Raw genomic sequence first — 21065 nt, 5'->3', positions numbered from 1 at the left:
GCGGTATTACTCCGGTGATCTGGCCACGTCGCCGATTTTCACCGGGTCGGTTACCTGCATGATCAAGCCGTACGATACACGGTTGAACACACGGAAAATGAACAAGGTGCCGGACTGCTCGTCAGGCAACTTGATCATCGTCTTCTTGGTGCCCAGGATGCCCCCTTTCGGCGCGCCCGGGTCGGGCACCGTTCTGCCCAGAGTGTACAACTGCAGCACGGTGCCGATATCGATTCCGTCAAGCTTGCCGCGATTAACGCTGACCACCTGGTTCTGGCCGGCATGCGTCACGCCCGAATAGATGCCCATGATGCGCGCGTCGACCTTTTGATCGGGCGGGTGCGGCATGTAGTTGCGGATGACGGTCGGCGGCGCCGGAATCAACAGGTCGCCCACGCCGATTTCCTGCTTGGAACTGGCCACCACGAAGGTGTGCGCGTCCACGCCCGGCTTGGCTTCGGCGAACAGCTTGGCCGTGCCCAGGTACACCGCTTCATAGGCGAGCAGCTTGCCGGTTTCCGGATCCTTGAGCGGGGTGCCCGGACGGAATACCTGGAAGGAACTGCCGCCCTTGAGGTCGCCGCGCACATAAATCTTGTCGTCCTGGCCGAGGAAGACGTGGCCATCCTGGGCCGCGGCGATGCGCGGCGAGCCCTTCAGTTCGTCGGCTTCGACGATCAGCGGCTGCGACAGGAACGGCTCGATCACGCCGGCCGGAATGGCCTGGATCGCATCCTTGCCCAAGCCTTCGGTACGGATCTGGGGCGACAGGCGCAAGGTGCCATTGGCGCTGCCCGAGCCATCGCCGCTACCCGGACGGGACAGCGACAAGCGGTTGTTCTTGCGGTCGAAGTAAACGATCTGACCCGGATAAATCCAGTGCGGATTGCGGATTTCTTCCTTGTTCAAACCCCACACCTGGGGCCAGCACCACGGGTGCTGCAAGAACTTGCCGGAAATGTCCCACAAGGTATCGCCCTTGACCACAACGTGCTGGTCAGGAGCGTTGGGCCGGAATTCGCAGGTGGCCGCTTGGGTCGGGGCTGCGAGCAGTCCCGCAAAAAGCGCCACAACCGCTACGCGGACGCCGACTGTGCTAAAATTTTTCATTGAGATGTCCGTAAAGTGCGGCATTAACACGGAATTGCTAGCTGGACACGTCACCTTGCCAGCCACAGCGCAAGAGACAGCGCGATTTAACGCTACCCTATCGACGATATCGATGATAAGGCTTGCCGAACTGGATCAAATTCTGCACATAAATCCTTGAACTAGCAAGAAAAACCATGCTCAACCCGGTTGCGGGTCTGTTGTGTTTTTGTTGTGTTTTAGAATTCTTATGCGTATGAGCACTTGAAATTATCACCGAATTGTTATCGAAATTACTAGACCTATGGCAATACTGAATATTCTCCGCTACCCAGACGCACGCCTGCACAAGGTGGCCAAGCCGGTCACCGAATTCGGCGAGCGCATCACCAAACTGGTGGCCGACATGGCCGAGACCATGTACGACGCGCCCGGCGTGGGCCTGGCCGCGAGCCAGGTTGACGTGCACGAGCAACTGATCATTGTCGATACGTCCGAGACCAAGGACGACCTGCGCGTCTTCATCAATCCGCAAATTATCTGGGCCAGTGCTGAAAAGCAAGTCTACGATGAAGGCTGCTTGTCGGTGCCGGGCATCTACGACGGCGTGGAGCGTCCCGCGCAGGTCAAGGTCAGCGCGCTCGACGCCAACGGCAAGCCGTTCGAGTTCAGCGCCGATGGCTTGATGGCGGTCTGCATCCAGCACGAGATGGACCATTTGATGGGCAAGGTGTTCGTCGAATACCTGTCGCCGCTCAAGCGCAACCGGATCAAGGCCAAGATGCTCAAGGAAGAGCGCGGGATGGAACGCGAAGCGGCGCTGCGGGCGGCGGGTCGCCGCCACTAAAAGCGGGCGGCCGGTAGCAGCAGTCCGTCGCAGCCGAGGTCTTCAAAACCGTCGTTCCCGCGAAGGCGGGAACCCAAGTCCGTAGTCCAGTCCCCGACTGCGCCGATCACTTGGGTTCCCGCCTTCGCGGGAACGACGGTTTTTAGCGTTACTGCCGTGTTTGGCGTTACTGCCGTGTTTGGCGCTGATGGCGGCCAGTCCGTTTGTACTTTGAACTGTTTAACCCAGGAACCCCATGAAAATCATCTTCGCCGGCACGCCGGAGTTCGCCGCCGTCGCCCTCCAGGCCCTGCATGAAGCCGGCTTCGAGATTCCGCTGGTCCTGACCCAGCCCGACCGCCCCGCCGGGCGCGGCCTGCAATTGCATGCCTCGGCGGTCAAGCAATACGCCCTGGCCCACGATATCGAAGTGCTGCAACCGCTCTCCCTGCGCCTCGACAGCAAGGACCCCGAACGCGCCGCCCAGGCCGCCATCGCGCACGCGCGCCTGCTGGCCACCGACTACGATGTGATGGTGGTCGCCGCCTACGGCCTGATTCTCCCGCGCAGCACGCTCGACATCAAGCCCTGCATCAACATCCACGGTTCCCTGCTGCCGCGCTGGCGCGGCGCCGCGCCGATCCACCGCGCCATCGAAACGGGCGACCTGGAAACCGGCGTGACCATCATGGAGATGGAAGAAGGCCTCGACACCGGCCCCATGCTGCTGATGGAACGGGTGCCGATCGCCCCGAACGACACCACCGCCACCCTGCACGACACCCTGGCCGCCCTGGGCGCGCGCATGATCGTCGAGGCGCTGCGCGCGCGCGCCGCCGGCGCCCTGCACCCGGTGCCGCAGCCGGCCGAAGGCGTGACCTACGCCGCCAAGATCAGCAAGGAAGAAGCCGCGCTCGATTTTTCCCTGTCATCAAACGAACTGGCCCGCAAGATCCGCGCTTTCAACCCCTTCCCCGGCGCGCACGCCGAGCTCAACGGGGTAGTCATCAAGATCTGGGGCGCCGAAGCGCTGGAAGCGGGCAGCGATGCGCCACCTGGGCAAGTGCTGGCGGCCGACGCCCAGCACGGCATCATCGTCGCCTGTCGACAAGGCACCTTGCGCCTGACGGAACTGCAAAAACCCGGCGGCAAGCGCTTGCCTGCGGCCGAGTTTCTTAAGGGATTCCCTTTGGACGGACTCAGCCTGGACTGAGCCACCCTGCCGGCGTCAGCTTATGGCTGGGCTGCGTCGCGCTCAGCCTGCTGCGCTTCCATATGTTCGCGCAGGATCTGGTTGATGCGGGTCTGGTAACCCGGACCTGCGGACTTGAACCATTTCAGCATATCCACATCGAGGCGGATCGTCACGATCTGCTTGAGCGGCGCGGCGGCCGATGGGCGCTGAACGGTGCTGGCGTCAGCGTTCTGCATGGATGCTGGCTCGGACCAGCTGGTTTGAAAATCATCGTTCATGTTTGTGTTCCCCGTAAAGACGCACTGCGGCGTCATCGAAGCGATTGTCGTCTTCGCATGTAACGCAAAGATTGCAGACACCTCACGTTTTGTATCGTCTTGTATCAAGTCACTATTTAAATACAAAACGATACAAAGCGAACTCATCAATTGCCCTCCGGGAAACCAAACGGGCACGATGACGTATAATTTTAGACCCGGTCCACGCCGGTTCCGACCCGCCAATTGAAAGCACAATCATGACTACCCACCCCGCCATGTCCACGACTGAAACCCGGCTGCGCGACATCCTGTCGCGCCGGATCATGATCCTCGATGGCGCGATGGGCACCATCATCCAGCAGTACAAACTGGACGAAGCGGCCTACCGCGGAGGACCGGGCGGGCGTTTCGCCGATTTTGCGGCCCCGGCCGGCAGCGGCGCGCGCGAGCTTTTCGTCAAGGGCAACAATGAATTGCTGACCCTGACCCAGCCGCACATCATCCAGGAAATCCACGAGCGCTACCTCGCGGCCGGCGCCGACCTAATCGAAACGAACACCTTCGGCGCCACCACCATCGCCCAGGACGACTATCACATGGCCCACCTGGCGCGCGAGATGAACGTGGCCGCCGCCAGGCTGGCGCGCGCCGCCTGCGACAAGTACAGCACCCCGGACAAACCGCGTTTCGTGGCCGGCGCGCTCGGGCCGACCCCGAAAACAGCCTCGATCTCGCCCGACGTGAACGACCCGGCCGCGCGCAACGTCACCTTCGACCAGCTGGTGGCCGCCTATCACCAGCAGGTGGGCGGCCTGGTCGAAGGCGGCTCGGACGTGCTGCTGGTCGAAACCATCTTCGACACCTTGAACTGCAAGGCGGCGCTGTTCGCGATCGACCTGTATTTCGACGAGAACCCGGGCATCGAACGCCTGCCGATCATGATTTCCGGGACCGTCACCGACGCCTCGGGACGGATCTTGTCGGGCCAGACCGTGCCCGCCTTCTGGAACTCGGTGCGCCACGCCAAGCCGCTGACGATTGGCCTGAACTGCGCGCTGGGCGCGGCCCTGATGCGTCCCTACGCCGAAGAACTGTCGCAAATTGCCGACACCTTTGTCTGCATCTACCCGAACGCCGGCCTGCCCAACCCGATGAGCGACACCGGTTTCGACGAACTGCCGGCCGACACCTCCTCGCTGCTGCGCGAATTTGCCGACAGCGGCTTTATCAACATCGCCGGCGGCTGCTGCGGCACCACGCCCGACCACATCAAGGCGATCGCCGACATGCTGGCCACGACCGCGCCGCGCGCGCTGCCCGACATCCCGGTGGCGCAGCGCCTGTCGGGCCTCGAGCCGTTCACCATCGACCAGGACTCCCTGTTCGTGAACGTCGGCGAGCGCACCAACGTGACCGGCTCCAAGGCCTTTGCGCGCATGATTCTGAATGAGCAGTACGACGAAGCGCTGTCGGTGGCGCGCCAGCAGGTGGAAAACGGCGCCCAGGTCATCGACATCAACATGGACGAGGCGATGCTCGACTCGAAGGCGGCCATGGAACGCTTCTTGAACCTGATCGCGTCCGAGCCGGACATTTCGCGCGTGCCGATCATGATCGATTCGTCCAAGTGGTCGGTGATCGAAGCGGGCCTCAAATGCGTGCAGGGCAAGGCCATCGTCAACTCGATTTCGATGAAGGAAGGCGAAGAAGAATTCATCCGCCAGGCGCGCCTGTGTCGCCGCTACGGCGCCGCCGTGATCGTGATGGCCTTCGATGAACAGGGCCAGGCCGATACGTTTGCGCGCAAGACCGAGATCTGCGCGCGCGCCTACAAGGTGCTGACCGAGCAGGTGGACTTCCCGCCCGAAGACATCATCTTCGACCCGAACATTTTCGCCATCGCCACCGGCATCGAAGAACACAATAACTACGCGGTCGACTTCATCAACGCCACGCGCTGGATCAAGGACAACCTGCCGCACGCGAAAATCTCGGGCGGCGTCTCGAACGTGTCGTTCAGCTTCCGCGGCAACGACCCGGCGCGCGAAGCGATCCACACCGTGTTCCTGTACCACGCCATCAAGGCCGGCATGACCATGGGGATCGTCAATGCCGGCATGATGGGCGTGTACGACGACATTGCGCCCGAATTGCGCGAGCGGGTCGAAGACGTGGTGCTGAACCGCCGCGAGGACGCCACCGAGCGCATGATCGAGATCGCCGGCACCTTGAAGGCCGGCGACAAGCAGGACGTGCAAACCCTGGCCTGGCGCGAAGGCACGGTGCAGCAGCGCCTCTCGCACGCGCTGGTGCTCGGCATCACCCAGTGGATCGTGGAAGACACCGAAGAAGCGCGCCAGGAACTGCTGCACAACGGCGGGCGCCCGATCCACGTGATCGAAGGCCCGCTGATGGACGGCATGAACGTGGTCGGCGACCTGTTCGGACAAGGCAAGATGTTCCTGCCCCAGGTGGTGAAATCGGCGCGCGTCATGAAGCAGGCCGTGGCCCACCTGATTCCCTTCATCGAAGAAGAAAAACTGCTGGAAGAAAAACGCACCGGCATTGTCGCCAAACCGAAGGGCAAGATCGTGATCGCCACCGTCAAGGGCGACGTGCACGACATCGGCAAGAACATCGTTTCCGTGGTCCTGCAATGTAATAACTTCGAAGTCGTGAACATGGGCGTGATGGTGCCCTGCTCCGAAATCCTGGCGCGCGCCAAGGTCGAAAACGCCGACATGATCGGCCTGTCGGGCCTGATCACGCCGTCGCTCGAAGAGATGGCCCACGTGGCCAAGGAAATGCAGCGCGACCCGCACTTCCGCATGCTCAAGATTCCCCTGCTGATCGGCGGCGCCACCACCAGCCGCGCCCACACGGCGGTCAAGATCGCCCACAACTACGACGGTCCCGTGGTGTACGTGCCGGACGCCTCGCGTTCGGTGTCGGTGGCGCAGTCGCTGCTCACGCCTGAGAGCCGCGACCAGTACATCGACGACATCGCCCAGGATTATGTGCGCATCCGCGAGCAGCACGCCAACAAGAAGGCGCTGCCGATATTGTCGCTGGCGGCCGCGCGCGCCAACAAGATGGCGCTCGCGTTCGAGCCGGTGCGGCCGAAATTCATCGGCCGCCGCGAATTCAAGAACGTCGACCTGGGCACCCTGGCCAGGTATATCGACTGGGGTCCGTTCTTCCAGACCTGGGACCTGGCCGGTCCCTTCCCGGCGATCCTGACCGACGAGGTGGTCGGCGAAGCGGCGTCCAAAGTGTTCGAAGAAGGCCAGGCGCTGCTCAAGAAGATCATCGAGGGGCGCTGGCTGACGGCCAACGGCGTGGTGTCGCTGATGCCGGCCAACAGCGTCAATGACGACGATATCGAGATCTATACGGACGACACGCGCGCCACGGTGGCGTTCACGTATTACGGATTGCGCCAGCAGGGCGTGAAACCGCTGGTCGATGGCGTGCAGCGCCCGAACCAGTGCCTGGCCGATTTTATCGCGCCAAAAGCGTCGGGTATCAAGGATTATATCGGCATGTTTGCGGTGACCAGCGGGCTGGGAATCGAGAAATACGAAAAGCGGTTTGAAGATGCGCACGACGATTATTCGTCGATCATGCTCAAGTCGCTGGCGGACCGATTGGCCGAAGCGTTCGCCGAATATATGCACGAGCGCGTGCGTACCGACTTGTGGGGTTATGCGGCGGGCGAGGACCTGAGCAATGAAGAGATGATCGGCGAGCGTTATGCGGGTATTCGCCCGGCGCCCGGTTATCCGGCCTGCCCGGAGCATACGGTGAAAGCCGCTATGTTCAAGGTGTTGCAGGCGCAGGAAATCGGCATGGAATTGACCGAGTCGTTCGCCATGTTCCCTGGGGCGGCGGTATCGGGCTTCTATTTCGCGCATCCGGAAGCGAAGTATTTCGTGGTCGGAAAGATCGGCGAAGACCAGTTGAATGATATGGCCAAGCGGCGTGGCGTGCCGAAAGAAGACCTGGAACGCTGGCTGGCGCCGAATTTGTCGTAAGGGCGCGTCGCTACTGCGACGCTGGCAGGTAATACACCTTGCCATCGCCGCGGCGGCCACCGCCATCGTCGTTCCCGCGACGGCGGGAACCTGAGTTCGCATAGCCGCCAGCAGCCATGCAACTAACTTGGGTTCCCGCCTGCGCGGGAACGACGCGGCGCCCGGTGAATCATGGGCTCAGATCGCGTAACGCACCACCTTGTCGCTCCACTCGAAGGCGGCCACTTCCAGTTCGATCAATTCTTCGCTGGAAATCGCCAGTTCGCGCAGCGCAGGCAGCACCTGGTCATCCGACTCTTCCATCCGCTCGATGCACTCGGCCAGGTGCAACAGGTCGCCGAAAAAGCCGCGGCGCCCCAGCAGCGCTTGCGATACCTCGTCGATGACGGGAATCTGCTCGACGATGACCGTCATCGGCATCCCGAACAAGGCATCCATCAGCGACATGATGCCGACGGTGAAAGCGATCTCGGCCACGTTGCGCTGGCCGGGACGCAAGCGCTGCGCCAGCAATTCGAGCAGGCGCCCGCGTGTGGTGGCAAGCAACAACAGCGGCGTCATGCTGTTGCCGCCGCGCGAAGGCTCGGCGTACAGCATGATCTGCAGCCAGCGCTGCAACTGGCGGCGGCCGAGAATGGTCAAGGCCTGGCTGATCGAATCGATGCGGTGGCGCATGCCGATGGCGGGCGTGTTGACCAGGCGCAGCAGGTTGAGCGCCAGGGTCACGTCGCGCTTGACCGCCCGTTCGATCTCGATATTGTCGGCGTCCGAAGTCACCAGGCCCATCAACTCGAGCACCGCCAGCTGGGATGGCGACAGCTTGCGCCCGCTGATCACGGCCGGCCGGGCAAAATAGTACCCCTGGAAATAGTCGAACCCCAGGCCGAGGCAGAGGTCGAATTCCTCGCGCGATTCGACCTTCTCGGCGATCAGCTTCTTTTTTTCGCGCTTGAAACGGGGCGCGGCGGCAGTCAGGCCGGACAGCGGCATGGTGCGCACGTCGAGCTTGACGTATTCGACCATCGGCAACAGCTGTTGCACCTCGGGCGCATCGAGGCGCACATCGTCGAGCGCAAAGCGAAAGCCGTGTCCGGTCAAGTCGGCAATGCGGTCGAGCACCGCCTGGTTGACCACCATGCTCTCGACGATTTCCAGCACCACCCGCTCGCGCGGAAGGAACACGAAGATGTCGCTCATCAGCACTTCGGCGTCGACATTCAGGAAACCGAGCGCATCGCCGATGACTTTTTCCAGGCCCAGCTGGGCGGTGTGGGCGATCACGGTGGCGGTGGCGGCGACATCGTTGTCGATCTCGGCCGATTCGCCTGCCGCATTGCGGAAAAGCATTTCGTAACCGTACAAACCTTGTTGTCGGTCGAGGATCGGCTGGCGCCCCAGGTAGAAATCACGCACTGGCATCTGTTGCGCCATGAGGTCGGATTCGGCGTCGTGGCTCATCTGTCCTGTAAATATCAATAATAACAGCCGGTAATGTAACCTAATTAATACCAGTGCGTGGAGGAAATACTTATCGCTCCTGTATTGACATTCCATCCACAAACACTTTGAATTCGCCGGGCGCGAAGGCGGTCCACTGTTCGTTGGTGGTCAGCGGTTCGGTAACGATGATGGCTACCCGATCTTCCGGGGTCGTGACTTGAGAAAAATCAACACTGACATCTTCATCGGACAGGCTGGCGGTAACAAAAGGATGCTGGCGAACCACATAATGCAGCTTGGTGGAGCAATGCACGAACAGGGCCGAACCGTCCGACAGCATCAGGTTAAAGGTGCCGTGCACGGCCACCGCGGCCACCAGCTCCTGCAATGCCGCGCGCAGCACGGGCAGCGCGGGCGCGCTGTCGCCGAAGCGGCTGCGCAATTCCTGAAGCAGGAAGCAAAAGGCTTTTTCGCTGTCGGTGCTGCCGACCGGGCGGTACGGGCCGTTCAAGGTCGGCGCGAACTCCTTCAGGTCGCCATTGTGGGCGAACACCCAGTAGCGGCCCCATAGTTCGCGCACGAAGGGATGGCAGTTTTCCAGCGCAACATGGCCCTGGGTCGCCTTGCGGATGTGCGCAATGACATTTTTGGATTGGATGGGATAGCGCTTGATCAGTTCGGCCACAGGCGACTCCACCGCCGCCTGGTGGTCGACGAAATGGCGCACGCCGGCGCCTTCGAAGAAGGCGATGCCCCAGCCATCGTGGTGGGTATCGGTGCGGCCGCCGCGCATGGCGAAGCCGGTAAAGCTAAAAACAATGTCCGTAGGGACGTTGCAGTTCATTCCGAGGAGTTGGCACATGGCGCAAGAATACCATGTTCGGGCGGCAATTCGGGGCGGCTGCCGCCGTGGGCGGCGACCTGGCCTGCCGCTGCCTGTCCGCCAGCGGCAGACAGGACGGTGAAACGATGCCCGTTCAGTGCCGGGCCTGCAAACATGTGTGCAATTAGTGCAACAGCACCGGTTGGCTCATCAGCGAGTCATACGAGCCCAGGAAGTCATCGATCTCTTCCATGGTCGGTTCGCTGGCGATCAGGTTGTTGACGTCGCGCCTGAACGATTGCGCAAGTTTGCCGCCGATAAATGCTTCACGACGACCGGATTTGTCGACGATTTCATAGCCGCCGAAGCGCAAGGCTTCGAGATTGTGATCGACGCCGAATTCGACCACACTGTACTGTTCACTGTTGTAGATCATGTTCATTATTGCTCCTTCGCTCGATCAGACGTTCCACTGTGCTCAACAGGGCAGGTGGGGCTATGCGGACCGATTTTCAAGTGCGCAGGTCCGCTGTCAGTTCCAACAGCTGATCGTATGGCGGCTCTTGCAGCCACGATCGCAACTGATCAAGGTGGTCCGTGGCGGCCAGCCCGATGAACAGCAGCTCGGGGCGCAGACGCAGGATCCGGTTTAATGTTACACGCAAAACGAGATTGCCGGTGCAGCAAAGGCAGCCGGGCGCGATGCGGTGAACATGCAGGGAGTCGGAAGGAGACAGCAGGGTTTGGCCGGATGGCAAGCCTTCGAGCACGACGACGACCAGAGCGCGCAGCGGGTCGGCAGCGCCGGCCTGGGGGCCGGCCTGCGCCAGGCGCGCCGCGATGGCCGCCTCGCGCTGCGCCGCCGGGCCGCCGGTGACCAGGGTCAGGGCGGTCCGGCGCGCAGGGGGTGCGCTCATCCGTTCTTTTTAGCCAGCTTGCCCGGCTCGACGCCGAGTTGCTTGAGCTTGCGGTACAGGTGAGTACGTTCCAGCCCGGTTTTTTCGGCCACGCGGGTCATGCTGCCCCCCTCGCGCCCCAGATGATGCTCGAAGTACATGCGCTCGAAAGCGTCGCGCGCCTCGCGCAGCGGCAGGTCGAAACTGAGGTTGAAACCGTGCCCTTCCCCGTTCGGCATGCCGCCCATGCGCGGCGCGATGGCCGATTGCGGGGTTTGCGCCGAAAACATGGCCGAGGCCGTCATCGGGCTTTCCTCGGGCTGGGGCGCGAGCATCGGACGCGGCGCGATCACCGGCGCGCGCACCACTTCCTGGGCCCGTGTCAGGCCCTGCTGCACCGCCTTGAGCAACTTTTGCAGCGCGATCGGCTTCTCGAGGAAGTTAAGCGCGCCGATCCGGGTTGCCTCGACCGCCGTATCGATGGTCGCGTGGCCGGACATCATGATGACCGGCATGGTCAGCAAGCCGTCGCGCTGCCACTCCTTGAGCAGGGTGACGCCGTCGGTATCCGGCATCCAGATATCGAGCAGCACCAGGTCCGGTGCCCCCGCCGCGCGCGCATCGCGCGCCTGCTGCGCGTTTTCAGCGAGCGTGATTGCATGGCCTTCGTCGCCCAAAATTTCCGAGAGTAACTCGCGGATGCCCATTTCATCATCAACTACGAGAATGTTTGCCATGTGTTTGCCTTCCTCTTTTTGCCCGCTCCAATGGCATGCAGCGCATACCGCTCACAGCCGCGATTTTATTCTTAGTTCAACGCTTGTGCCACAACGCTGGCCGGTGCTAACTTTAACAGTAAAATCAACACTGACGCGCCAGTTCCGTCACTCCGGTTCTGTATCTCTATCTTGCCGCCGTGTTCATCGATGATTTTCTTCACCATCGGCAGTCCCAGGCCGGTTCCGCGCACCTTCGAGGTCACATACGGCTCGAATGCGCGCGACAGGATTTTAGGGGCGAATCCCGGCCCGTTATCGACAATCGACAAGCGCACCGCGGTACCGGCCCCGTTCGCGCCGTGGTAATGAATCGCCTCGGTGGTGATATCGATGCGCGCCGGCGCTGCATCGGGGCCGCGCTCGCTCATCGCATCCTGGGCGTTTTGCAGCAGGTTATGGATCACCTGGCGCAATTGGGTCGCATCGCCCATCACCGATGGCAGCTTATCGGACAGCTCGGCATGAATAATATCGCTTTCGTCGCCGGATAGGTATAAATGCAAGATTTCGCCCACCAGCGCGTTCAGGTCGAGCTTGTCGAGCACGGCCGGCGGCGCCTTGGCATAGTCGCGGAAGTCGTCCACCATGCGCTTCATGGCGTCGACCTGATTGACGATGGTCGCCGTGCCCTTGTTGAGCAGGTCGCGGTCGGTGCCTTGCAGGCGCGACTCGAGCTTCATCTGCATGCGCTCGGCCGAGAGCTGGATCGGCGTGAGCGGGTTTTTGATCTCGTGCGCCAGGCGCCGCGCCACTTCGCCCCAGGCCATCGAGCGCTGCGCCGAGATGACATCCGAAATATCGTCGAACACCACGATGTAGCCGCTGCCGGCGCCCACCGGCAGGCGCGAGCCGCGCGCCAGCAGGGTGATGTCATGGTCGTCATTGGTGCCGAGCCGGCGCGGGATTTCGATCTCCTGCTGCCAGTGGGTGCGCTTGCGCGCCGAACCGGCCGCGCTCTGCGCGCTCTGGGTCGAAAAGGCCTTGGCGATGGCTTGCGCGAACACCTCCAGCCCGGCGATCGCGGCCAGCGCCATGCCCATGTGGCCGGCCACGTCGTGCTGCAGGATGCGCTCGACCGCCTCGTTCGAACTGACCAGTTTCGAATCGGCGTCCAGCACGATCACCCCGGCCGACATATTTTCCAGCACCGATTCGAGGTGCGCCTTGGCGCTCTGCAGGGCGGCGCGGTTGCGCTCGACCGCGCTGCGCGCCTCGAACAGCTGGCCGGTCATGGTGTTGAACGATTGCGTGAGCGTGCCCAGTTCGTCCGAGGTGGCCACGATCGGGCGCGGCGACAGGTCGCCCTCGGCCACCGCGCGCGTGCCCTCGGCCAGCACCAGCAGCGGCTGCGCCAGCTTACCGGCGATCACAAAAGCGCTGGCGATCGCCCCGAAGATCGCCAGCAGCAAGGTGAGCGTGAGCGTCTCGATATACATCTTGCGCAGGCCGGTGCGCGCCACGAAGCGCTCCTGGTACTCGCTGTAGGCGGTGCGCAGCACCTCGGCGTTGAGCGCCAGCTTGACCGGCACCGCCTGGATCAGCTGCAAGAAGCGCGGCGAGGCCCCGGGCGGCTCGGGAATGGCCAGCACCACGCGCAGGCGCAGGCTGGTGGCGCCATCGAGCGGGCCCGGCACGCTCCCGTGGTTGCCGCTGGTATCCTTGAAGTCGCGCTCCACCCCGCCCTCGGCCACCGAATACCCGCCCGGCATCACCGCCTGCAACAGCATGGCCGGCGTCGGCAGGTCGGCCTTCAGGTCGACCCGCGGGGCGGCCGCGCTGGTGATCAATTTGCCGTCCTGGCCGATGATGACCGCGCTCAGCATCCCCTCCTGCTCCTGCACCAGGCGCGTGAGGATATCGTGCGACGCGACTTCTTCCTGGCCGGCGATGGTGGCCGCGCTGATCTCGCCGATGGCCCCCAGTTCGCTGCGCGCCTGGTCGAGCGCGGCCACGCCCAGGCTCACGCCCGATTCGAGCGCCGCCTCGATCTTCACGTTGAACCACGACTCGATCGAGTTCGACACGAACTGCACCGACACCAGGAAGATGACCAGCCCCGGCAAGATGCCGATGCCGGCGAACAGCACCACCAGGCGCGTCATCAGGCGCGAGCCGAACTTGCCGCTCTTGTAGCGCACATACAGGCGCGCCAGCGCCACCACCACGAACACCAGCAGCGCGCCGGCCACGGCCGCGTTCAGGCCGAGCAGCCAGGTATAGTAACGGTCGAAAAAGCCCGAATTGTCGGAGGCGGAAGCGAGCAGGAACAGCAGGATGCTGACGACGGCGGCGCCGACCATCACGGCATAGCGCAAGACCTGTTTCACGCTGGTTCCAGTTCCACGTTGATCATTCCGCCGTATAGGGGAAGGTTTTGTTCTTGGAAGCGAGGCGCCAGTCGGAATTATTGAGCGCGTTGACCTGCATCGGCTTGGGCAGCAATTCCCGGTCCATGAACATGCGCAGGGTGACGTTATAGGTCTCGCCGCGCTTGAGCGCCGATTTCGGCGCGATCACCCAGCGGCTGGGCCGGCGGATCAGCACCATCGCGTCTTCCAGGGTCGGAAAGCTCTGCGCCATGCTGCCCAGCACCGATACATGGTACTGGCGCGTGAGCACGTTGTACCAGATGCGGATGGTCTGGCGCGCCGAGACAGCCTTGTCGTCGTACCAGTACCAGCGCGGGCGCGTCAGTTCAATTTCGGTGGTGAAGTACAGCTGCACGCCATGCTTGATGGCGTCTTCCAGGCCCTCGTTGAGCTCGAACGCATAGCTGGCCGCGAGGCGGTAGCCGTCATCGGTCGCCTCGATGTGGGCATGCGTGATATCGACCACTTCCGCCGCCCGTGCCGGCCCGAACGCGCATGCGGACGCGAACATCAGCAGCAGCTGGCAGGCCAGGAGTCGGAAAAATCGTAATGTCACAGGAGGGACAGAGCCTTAAAAGTTCGCATAGTCGAAGGACCCGTTACGTCGCGTTTTTTTGAAACAGGGCGTAGAACAAACCGTCATGATCCTGCACGGCGGTACCGGTCGGAAGCAACTGTCCCGGCGCGGCGAGGCGAGTCGCGTTGTGGCGCACCGCGAATGCGGCGGCCTGCGCCTCCGATTCCTGGGGCCAGAGCGAACATGTCACGAACAGCAATTTACCATTCGGGCGCAGCATCTGCCAAAGGTTGTCGAGAATTTTGGCCGAAAGTGTTGCAAGTTGGAGTGCATCGCCCTTGCGCCGCAACCAGCGGATGTCCGGGTGGCGCCGCACGATGCCCGAGGCCGTGCACGGCACGTCGGCCAGGATGCGGTCGAACTGCTGGCCGTCCCACCAGACGCTGGTCTGGGCTTCGAACGCTTTCAGCGTGGCCGACAAACCGAGGCGTTCCAGGTTCTCGCCCACGCGCTCGAGGCGCTTGGGGTCCGAGTCGAGCGCGGTCAGGTCCAGCTGCGCCAGTTCCAGCAAGTGGCACGTCTTGCCGCCCGGCGCGGCGCAGGCGTCGAGCACGCGCATGCCGTCCTGCACATCGAGCAGCGGCGCGGCCAGCTGGGCGCCGGCGTCCTGCACCGAGGCCAGGCCGTCCTCGAAACCGGGAATCAGGGCCACGCCCAGCGCTTTTTCGAGGCGCACCGCCGACGGGCCGATGCGCGTGGCGGCCATGCCCGCGTCGGCCAGCAATTGGATGTAGGCCTCGACCGTGGTCTTGCGCTGGTTCACGCGCAAGGTCAACGGCGGCTGGGCGTTGCCGGCCGCCAGGATGGCTTGCCAGTTGCCCGGATAAGCCGCTTTGGCGGCGTCGATCCACCACTGCGGATAATTGAACTGCGCGACCGGCTGCGTCAGCGCGCTCTTGAGCAGCTCCTCGCGTTCGCGCAGAAAGCGGCGCAGCACGGCGTTGACCATGCCCTTGGCGTGCGCCATGTCCGGATGCGAACTGGCCACGGTCACGGCCTGGTCGACGACGGTAAATACTTCGTAGGGCGGCTCGGCGCCGTCGGGCGTATCGATCAGGGTCAGGGCGCAGCACAGCAGGCTGGCCAGCATCGGCGGCTCGGGGGCCTTGGAGGTCATCAGGCCGAGCAGGGTTTCGCTGCGGCCGAGCTGGCGCATGGTACGGTAGGCGATATCCTGGATCGCCCCGCGCGCCTGTGGCGCGGCGGCGGTCACGCCGAAGGCGGTCAAGAGCGCCTGCGGCAAGGCGGCGCCGGCGCGCACCTGGGCCACGGCATTGGCCGCGCCGAGCAGGCACAGCGCGAGCGAATCGGGTTTCAGGTCGGGGCGGTAGCCGGGCTGGAGCACCGGTTTGACCTCGTAACTCGCGCGCATGCGCGGCGCGGCCGGCTTGGCGGTTTTGGCGGCGGCGGGTTTGATGGAGAGCGTCGGGCGCTTGTTCGTCATGGTCGGGGTCAGCTCGGCTACTTAATAAAGGCGCAATTGTACCGGTTTAGGTCCCGCACAGGCTTAAACGATCCTTTATGACAACACATTCTTCCAACGCCCAACGCCCGCCCTCCCAAAATCCGACAACCGGGGTCTGACCTCTGATTCGAAACATATTTCCAACCATCAGCAATTTTGCATGCAAAAACGGGGCGCTCCGGGCACCACCGCCTTGGGCGCCACGCCCGAGTCGGATCATTGTTGTCGATAACCAAAAAGATAACGTTTTCATTGCTAATCAGAGGTCAGACCCCGGTGGGGAGCGCACGGTGGGGAGCGCAAAATCCGACAACCGGGGTCTGACCTCTGATTCGAAACATATTTCTAACCATCAGCAATTTTGCATGCAAAAACGGGGCGCTCCGGGCACCACCGCCTTAGGCGCCACGCCCGAGTCGGATCATTGTTGCTGACAAGAAAAAAGACAAGGTTTTCATTGCTAATCAGAGGTCAGACCCCGGTGGGGAGCTTGTTGGCGGGGGTGGCGTTGTCGGTGGGTTGCGAGGGCGGACTCAGAGGGGCGGCAAACCAGTATAATTGAGCTACTATTGCCCGTGGCACTGCCACCGCTCGACTACTCTACAGATCACCGCTCATGCTCGCCTCACAAAAACAAGAAATCGCCGCCCTGTTCCAGGCCGCCCTCGCCCCCGTCCTCGATGGCACCGGCATCTCGCCGTCCGTCGTCCTTGAGCGCCCGCGCGATCCGTCGCACGGCGACATCGCCTGTAATATCGCCATGCAGCTGGCCAAGCAGCTCAAGATGAACCCGCGCGAACTGGCCCAGAAAATCGTCGCTTCCCTGCTCGAGAACCCGGCCGGCAAGGCCCTGGTCGAGAGCGCCGATATCGCCGGCCCAGGCTTCATCAACCTGCGCGTGGCAGCTTGCGCCAAGCAGTCGGTGGTCAAGGCCATCCTCGCCGAAGGCCAGGCCTTCGGCCGCAGCGACGCCGGCGCCGGCAAGAAGGTCATCCTCGAATTCGTCTCGGCCAATCCGACCGGCCCCCTGCACGTGGGCCACGGCCGCCAGGCCGCGCTGGGCGACGCCCTCGCCGCCCTGTTCGACGCCCAGGGCTATGCGGTCACCCGCGAGTTCTATTACAACGACGCCGGCGTGCAGATCGCCACCCTGGCCAATTCGGTCCAGGCGCGCGCGCGGGGCTTCAAGCCCGGCGACGCCGCATGGCCCGAGTCGGCCTACAACGGCGACTACATCGCCGATATCGCCACCGATTACCTGGCCGGCAAAACCGTCTCGGCCAGCGACGGCTTGCCCGCCACCGCCAGCGGCAATGTCGACGACCTCGATTCGATCCGCCCGTTCGCCGTCACCTATCTGCGCAACGAGCAGGATATCGACCTGCAAGCGTTCGGCGTGAAGTTCGATAATTACTATCTCGAGTCGTCCTTGTACGCCGACGGCAAGGTCGAGAAAACCGTCGAGGCGCTCATCAAGGCCGGCAAGACCTATGAGCAGGACGGCGCGCTGTGGCTGCGCACCACCGACTACGGCGACGACAAGGACCGCGTGATGCGCAAGTCCGAAGGCGGCTTCACCTACTTCGTGCCGGACGTGGCGTACCACGTCGTCAAATGGCAGCGCGGCTTCACCCAGGCCATCAATATCCAGGGCAGCGACCACCACGGCACCATCGCGCGCGTGCGCGCCGGCTTGCAGGCGGTCGGCCTCGATATCCCGCAGGGCTATCCGGACTATGTGCTGCACAAGATGGTCACCGTCATGAAAGGCGGCGAAGAGGTCAAGATCTCCAAGCGCGCCGGTTCCTACGTGACCGTGCGCGACCTGATCGAATGGTCGGGCGACGGCGACATCGCCAAGGGCCGCGACGCGGTGCGCTTTTTCCTCATTTCGCGCAAGGCCGATACCGAATTCGTGTTCGATGTCGATGTCGCCCTCAAGACAACCGACGAGAATCCGGTGCATTACGTCCATTACGCGCACGCCCGCATCTGCCGCGTGCTCGACAAGTTCGGAGCCGACCTGTCGTCGCTGTCCTCGGTTGACCTGGCGCCCCTGACCGCCCCCACCGAGATGGCCTTGCTGGCCAAGCTGGCGGCTTATCCGGACATGCTGGCGCGCGCCCGCATCGAGCTCGGCCCGCACCAGGTAGCCTTCTACCTGCGCGAGCTGGCCGCCGATCTGCACAGCTTCTACAACAACGAGCGCGTGCTGATCGAGGACAATGAGCCGCTCAAGCTCGCCCGAATGGCGCTGATCGCCGCCACGCGCCAGGTGCTGCGCAACGGCCTGGCCCTGATCGGCGTGTCGGCGCCGGAAAAAATGTAACCGCTAATGCGATTGAAAGCTCCAATGACACGCGATTCCCGCCCTCGGCTCAAGCTCTCGTTCAAGTACCAGCAAGGCAATACCCTCACCGGCATCGTCATCGGCCTGATCGTGGGCCTGGTGATCGCTGTCGCGGTCGCGCTGGCGATCACCAAGGGCGCGACGCCGTTTACCGATAAAACCGGCAAGGCCGGCAAGATGACGGAACCGACCGCCGGCCAGGCGGCCGATCCGAACAAGCCGCTGTACGGGAACAAGGACGCGGCGCGCGCGGCCAACAAGCAGATCACCGACAAGCCCAAGCCAGGCACCCCGGCCGAAGCCGATCCGCTCGGCGCGGCCATCGCGAATATGAAAGAGAAACCGGCCTTGCCGGCCACGCCGCCGCCCGCACCGAAGCCGGCGCCAACCCAGGTGGCCGCCGCCCCGGCCCAGAACGTGGCGCCGTCGGCCGCCGCCGAACCGGCCGAGGACAAGATCACTTACTACCTGCAGGCCGGCGCCTTCCGCGAAGTGGGCGACGCCGAGAACACGCGCGCCAAGCTGGCGCTGCTCGGCTTCGAAGCGGTCATCAGCGAGCGCGCCAACGACAGCGGCGTGCTGCACCGGGTGCGCATCGGCCCCTTCGGCCAGGTCGAGTCGATGAACAAGGCGCGCGCCAAGCTGGTCGACGCCGGCATCGACGTGGCCATCGTACGCAACCAGAAATAACCACGGATCACATACATGCCTACTCTTTTCAAGATCATGCTCGCCCTGGCGCTGTGCGGCGCGGGCGCGGGCGCCAGCGCCTCGCCCGAGCAGCCGTCCAGCGGCGTCGAATACGCCACCCTGGCCGCGACCCAGAACACCGACGCCGGCCAGAAGATCGAAGTGACCGAGTTTTTCGCCTACTACTGCCCTCACTGCGCCAGCTTCGAGCCGGTGCTGGCCGAGTGGGTCAAGAAGAACAGCGACAAGATCGTCTTCAAGCGCGTCCACCTGGGCCACACGCCGGCCGTGGTGCCGCAGCAGCGCCTGTACTACACGCTCGAATCGATGGGCATCGCGCCGCAGTACCACGCCAAGGTGTTTACCGCGATGCATGAGCAGCACCAGCGCTTCGGCAACGACGAGCAGGTGTTCGACTGGGCCGCCGGCGCCGGCATCGACCGCGCCGCCTTCACCAATGCCTACCGCTCCTTCGGCATCCAGGCCAAGCTGGGACGCGCCAACGGCATGGTGGCCGCCTACAAGGTCCAGGACTGGCCGAAGATCGCCATCGCCGGCCGCTACCTGACCTCGCCCACCCAAGCCGGCTCGGCCGTGACTGAGGCCAGCGAAGCGCAGCAGCAGCAGATGGCCCTGCAAGTGATGGATCACCTGGTCGCGAAAGCGGCCGCGGAAAAAAAATAGCCATGCTTGGCCGCGCCCCATGAACCGCGTGTTCATCACCGGCGCGTCGAGCGGGCTGGGCGCCGCGCTGGCGCGCGAATACGCCGCGCGCGGCGCCACGGTGGGCCTGGTGGCGCGCCGCCGCGACGCGCTCGACGCGCTGCGCGCGCAGTTGCCCCATCCCGAACGGCACTTGGTGTACGTGCTGGACGTGACCGACCGCGCCGCACTGGTCGCCGCCGCCGTCGATTTCATCGCCCGCTGCGGCGGGGCCGATATCGTCATCGCCTGCGCCGGCATTTCGGTCGGCACCCTGACCGAATACGCCGAAGACATGGAGGTGTTCGACGCCATCATCGCCACCAACGTCGGCGCCACCATGGCCACCTTCGCGCCCTTCATCGCCACCATGAAAGCGCAGCACACGCCCTGCCGCCTGGTTGGCATCGGCAGCGTGGCCGGGGTGCGCGGCCTGCCCGGCGCCGGCGCCTACAGCGCGTCCAAGGCGGCTGTGCGCGTGTATTGCGAGTCGCTGCGGCTCGAACTCAAGCCGCACGGCATTGGCGTGGTGACCATCGCACCAGGCTACATCGACACCCCCATGACCAAGCATAATTCCTATCCGATGCCGTTCCTGATGACGCCCGGGCGCTTTGCCGCCAGGGCCGTAAAGACCATCGCCGCCGGCGCCACCTACCGTGTCATCCCGTGGCAGATGGGCGTGGTGGCCAAGTTGCTGCGGCTGCTGCCCGACTTCTTGTACGACCTGGCCTTCGTCAACGCGCCCCACAAGGCGCGCAATGCAAGCAAGGGCGCGCCATGAACGAGACCTTCGCCATGGATGCGGGCGCGATCGCACGCCACTATGGTACGCCCGCCGGCGCGATCGACATCGAAGTGGTCACCGAAACCGGATCGACCAACGCCGACCTGCTGGCGCGCGCCGCCGGCCTGCGCCGCCCAGTGCTGCGCGTGGCCCTGCACCAGACGGCCGGACGCGGACGCGCGGGCCGCAGCTGGCTGTCCGCGCCCGGCACGGCGCTGACGTTTTCGCTGGCCTGGCATTTTGCCGGGCCGCTGCGCGAGCTGGCCGGGCTGCCGCTGGCGGTCGGGGTGGCGCTGGCCGACGCCCTCGGCGCGCTCGATGTGCCGGTCCAGCTCAAGTGGCCCAACGACGTGCTGCGCGACGGCGCCAAGCTGGCCGGGGTGCTGATCGAAACCCAGGCCGCCCCAAGCGGCGGCGTGTGGGCGGTGATCGGCGTCGGCCTCAATCTGCTCATGCCCGATGACATCGAACAGCGCATCGGCCGCTCCGTGGCCGCCGCTCCGTGGCTGGCGCAGATGGACCGCAACGCGCTCATCGCCCAGCTCCTGGGCGCGCTGGCGGCCAACCTGGGCCAGTTCGCGCAGGACGGCTTTGCGCCCTTTTGCGCGCGCTGGAACCGCCTGCATGCCTGGCAGGGCGTGCCGGTGGTGATCATCGACCGCGGCGTGACCCTGCACGAAGGGGTGGCGGCCGGCGTGGACGATTGGGGGCGCCTGCTGCTCGACACGGCCGCCGGCCGCATCGCCATCGTGGCCGGCGACGTGTCGCTGCGGGAGGCCTAGC

At 63.9% G+C, this 21065-nt stretch carries 18 protein-coding genes; 8 read left to right on the top strand and 10 right to left on the bottom strand.

Going from position 1 to position 21065, the window contains the following annotated elements:
• Positions 1-6: 6 nt before the first annotated feature.
• Positions 7-1110, bottom strand: a complete 1104-nt coding sequence (locus F0185_RS21870) for a LysM peptidoglycan-binding domain-containing protein (RefSeq protein WP_167228050.1) — start codon at positions 1108-1110, stop codon at positions 7-9.
• 283 nt (positions 1111-1393) lie between these two features.
• Between F0185_RS21870 and def the strand changes: the two genes are divergently transcribed.
• Together def and fmt are read left to right on the top strand one after the other, a co-directional pair.
• Positions 1394-1936, top strand: a complete 543-nt coding sequence (gene def, locus F0185_RS21865) for a peptide deformylase (protein ID WP_166893191.1) — start codon at positions 1394-1396, stop codon at positions 1934-1936.
• Positions 1937-2171: 235 nt separating this feature from the next.
• Complete coding sequence (fmt, locus tag F0185_RS21860; RefSeq protein WP_167228048.1) at positions 2172-3128, top strand: methionyl-tRNA formyltransferase; 957 nt, start codon at positions 2172-2174, stop codon at positions 3126-3128.
• 20 nt (positions 3129-3148) lie between these two features.
• Here the strand turns inward: fmt and F0185_RS34940 are convergent, their stop codons facing one another.
• Entirely contained in the window at positions 3149-3535 is a 387-nt protein-coding gene (locus F0185_RS34940) for a BrnA antitoxin family protein (protein WP_229477140.1), read from the bottom strand.
• A gap of 110 nt (positions 3536-3645) precedes the next feature.
• On the opposite strand from F0185_RS34940, the gene metH reads away from it, so the two are divergent.
• Complete coding sequence (metH, locus tag F0185_RS21850) at positions 3646-7404, top strand: methionine synthase (protein WP_167228190.1); 3759 nt, start codon at positions 3646-3648, stop codon at positions 7402-7404.
• A gap of 177 nt (positions 7405-7581) precedes the next feature.
• On the opposite strand, the gene F0185_RS21845 is transcribed toward metH, so the two are convergent.
• From F0185_RS21845 to rsmB, 8 genes are all read right to left on the bottom strand, one after another.
• Positions 7582-8862: an EAL and HDOD domain-containing protein gene (locus tag F0185_RS21845; protein ID WP_167228046.1), complete on the bottom strand. Its 1281-nt coding sequence runs from the start codon at positions 8860-8862 to the stop codon at positions 7582-7584.
• Positions 8863-8932: 70 nt separating this feature from the next.
• Positions 8933-9706: a class II glutamine amidotransferase gene (locus F0185_RS21840; RefSeq protein ID WP_166893199.1), complete on the bottom strand. Its 774-nt coding sequence runs from the start codon at positions 9704-9706 to the stop codon at positions 8933-8935.
• Between the two features lie 145 nt (positions 9707-9851).
• Positions 9852-10109 carry a BTH_I0359 family protein gene (locus F0185_RS21835; RefSeq protein ID WP_054266260.1) on the bottom strand — a complete coding sequence of 86 codons (258 nt, stop codon included), beginning with the start codon at positions 10107-10109 and terminating at the stop codon, positions 9852-9854.
• Positions 10110-10179: 70 nt separating this feature from the next.
• A complete protein-coding gene (locus F0185_RS21830) occupies positions 10180-10584 on the bottom strand; it encodes a GTPase (RefSeq protein WP_167228044.1) in 405 nt (134 codons plus the stop codon).
• Positions 10581-11300, bottom strand: a complete 720-nt coding sequence (locus tag F0185_RS21825; RefSeq protein WP_166870248.1) for a response regulator — start codon at positions 11298-11300, stop codon at positions 10581-10583. The genes F0185_RS21830 and F0185_RS21825 overlap by 4 nt, the downstream gene beginning before the upstream one ends.
• Positions 11301-11371: 71 nt before the next feature.
• The gene (locus tag F0185_RS21820) at positions 11372-13669 is read right to left on the bottom strand and encodes a sensor histidine kinase (protein ID WP_167228042.1); all 2298 of its coding nucleotides are present in this window, start codon (positions 13667-13669) and stop codon (positions 11372-11374) included.
• 22 nt (positions 13670-13691) lie between these two features.
• Entirely contained in the window at positions 13692-14222 is a 531-nt protein-coding gene (locus F0185_RS21815; protein WP_167228040.1) for a DUF4390 domain-containing protein, read from the bottom strand.
• A gap of 88 nt (positions 14223-14310) precedes the next feature.
• Entirely contained in the window at positions 14311-15732 is a 1422-nt protein-coding gene (gene rsmB / locus F0185_RS21810) for a 16S rRNA (cytosine(967)-C(5))-methyltransferase RsmB (RefSeq protein WP_167228038.1), read from the bottom strand.
• A 637-nt stretch (positions 15733-16369) separates the two neighbouring features.
• Here rsmB and argS point away from each other — a divergent pair.
• Genes argS through F0185_RS21785 form a run of 5 tightly spaced genes read left to right on the top strand, consistent with a single transcriptional unit; the run spans position 16370 to position 21064 of the window.
• On the top strand, positions 16370-18082 hold the full coding sequence (gene argS / locus F0185_RS21805; RefSeq protein WP_167228036.1) for an arginine--tRNA ligase: 1713 nt from the start codon (positions 16370-16372) through the stop codon (positions 18080-18082).
• A gap of 24 nt (positions 18083-18106) precedes the next feature.
• Positions 18107-18793, top strand: coding sequence for an SPOR domain-containing protein (locus tag F0185_RS21800; RefSeq protein WP_167228034.1), 687 nt, complete (start codon positions 18107-18109; stop codon positions 18791-18793).
• Between the two features lie 15 nt (positions 18794-18808).
• The gene (locus tag F0185_RS21795) at positions 18809-19477 is read left to right on the top strand and encodes a thiol:disulfide interchange protein DsbA/DsbL (RefSeq protein WP_167228032.1); all 669 of its coding nucleotides are present in this window, start codon (positions 18809-18811) and stop codon (positions 19475-19477) included.
• A 19-nt stretch (positions 19478-19496) separates the two neighbouring features.
• Positions 19497-20279, top strand: coding sequence for an SDR family oxidoreductase (locus F0185_RS21790; protein ID WP_167228030.1), 783 nt, complete (start codon positions 19497-19499; stop codon positions 20277-20279).
• Positions 20276-21064: a biotin--[acetyl-CoA-carboxylase] ligase gene (locus tag F0185_RS21785; RefSeq protein ID WP_167228028.1), complete on the top strand. Its 789-nt coding sequence runs from the start codon at positions 20276-20278 to the stop codon at positions 21062-21064. Before F0185_RS21790 ends, F0185_RS21785 begins: the two co-directional genes overlap by 4 nt.
• Position 21065: the final 1 nt, after the last annotated feature.

The organism is Massilia rubra, assembly GCF_011682065.1.
GTDB lineage: Bacteria > Pseudomonadota > Gammaproteobacteria > Burkholderiales > Burkholderiaceae_D > Telluria_A > Telluria_A rubra.
The sequence above is the reverse complement of the archived record's forward strand: the minus strand, read 5'-3'. Positions and strand labels throughout refer to the sequence as shown.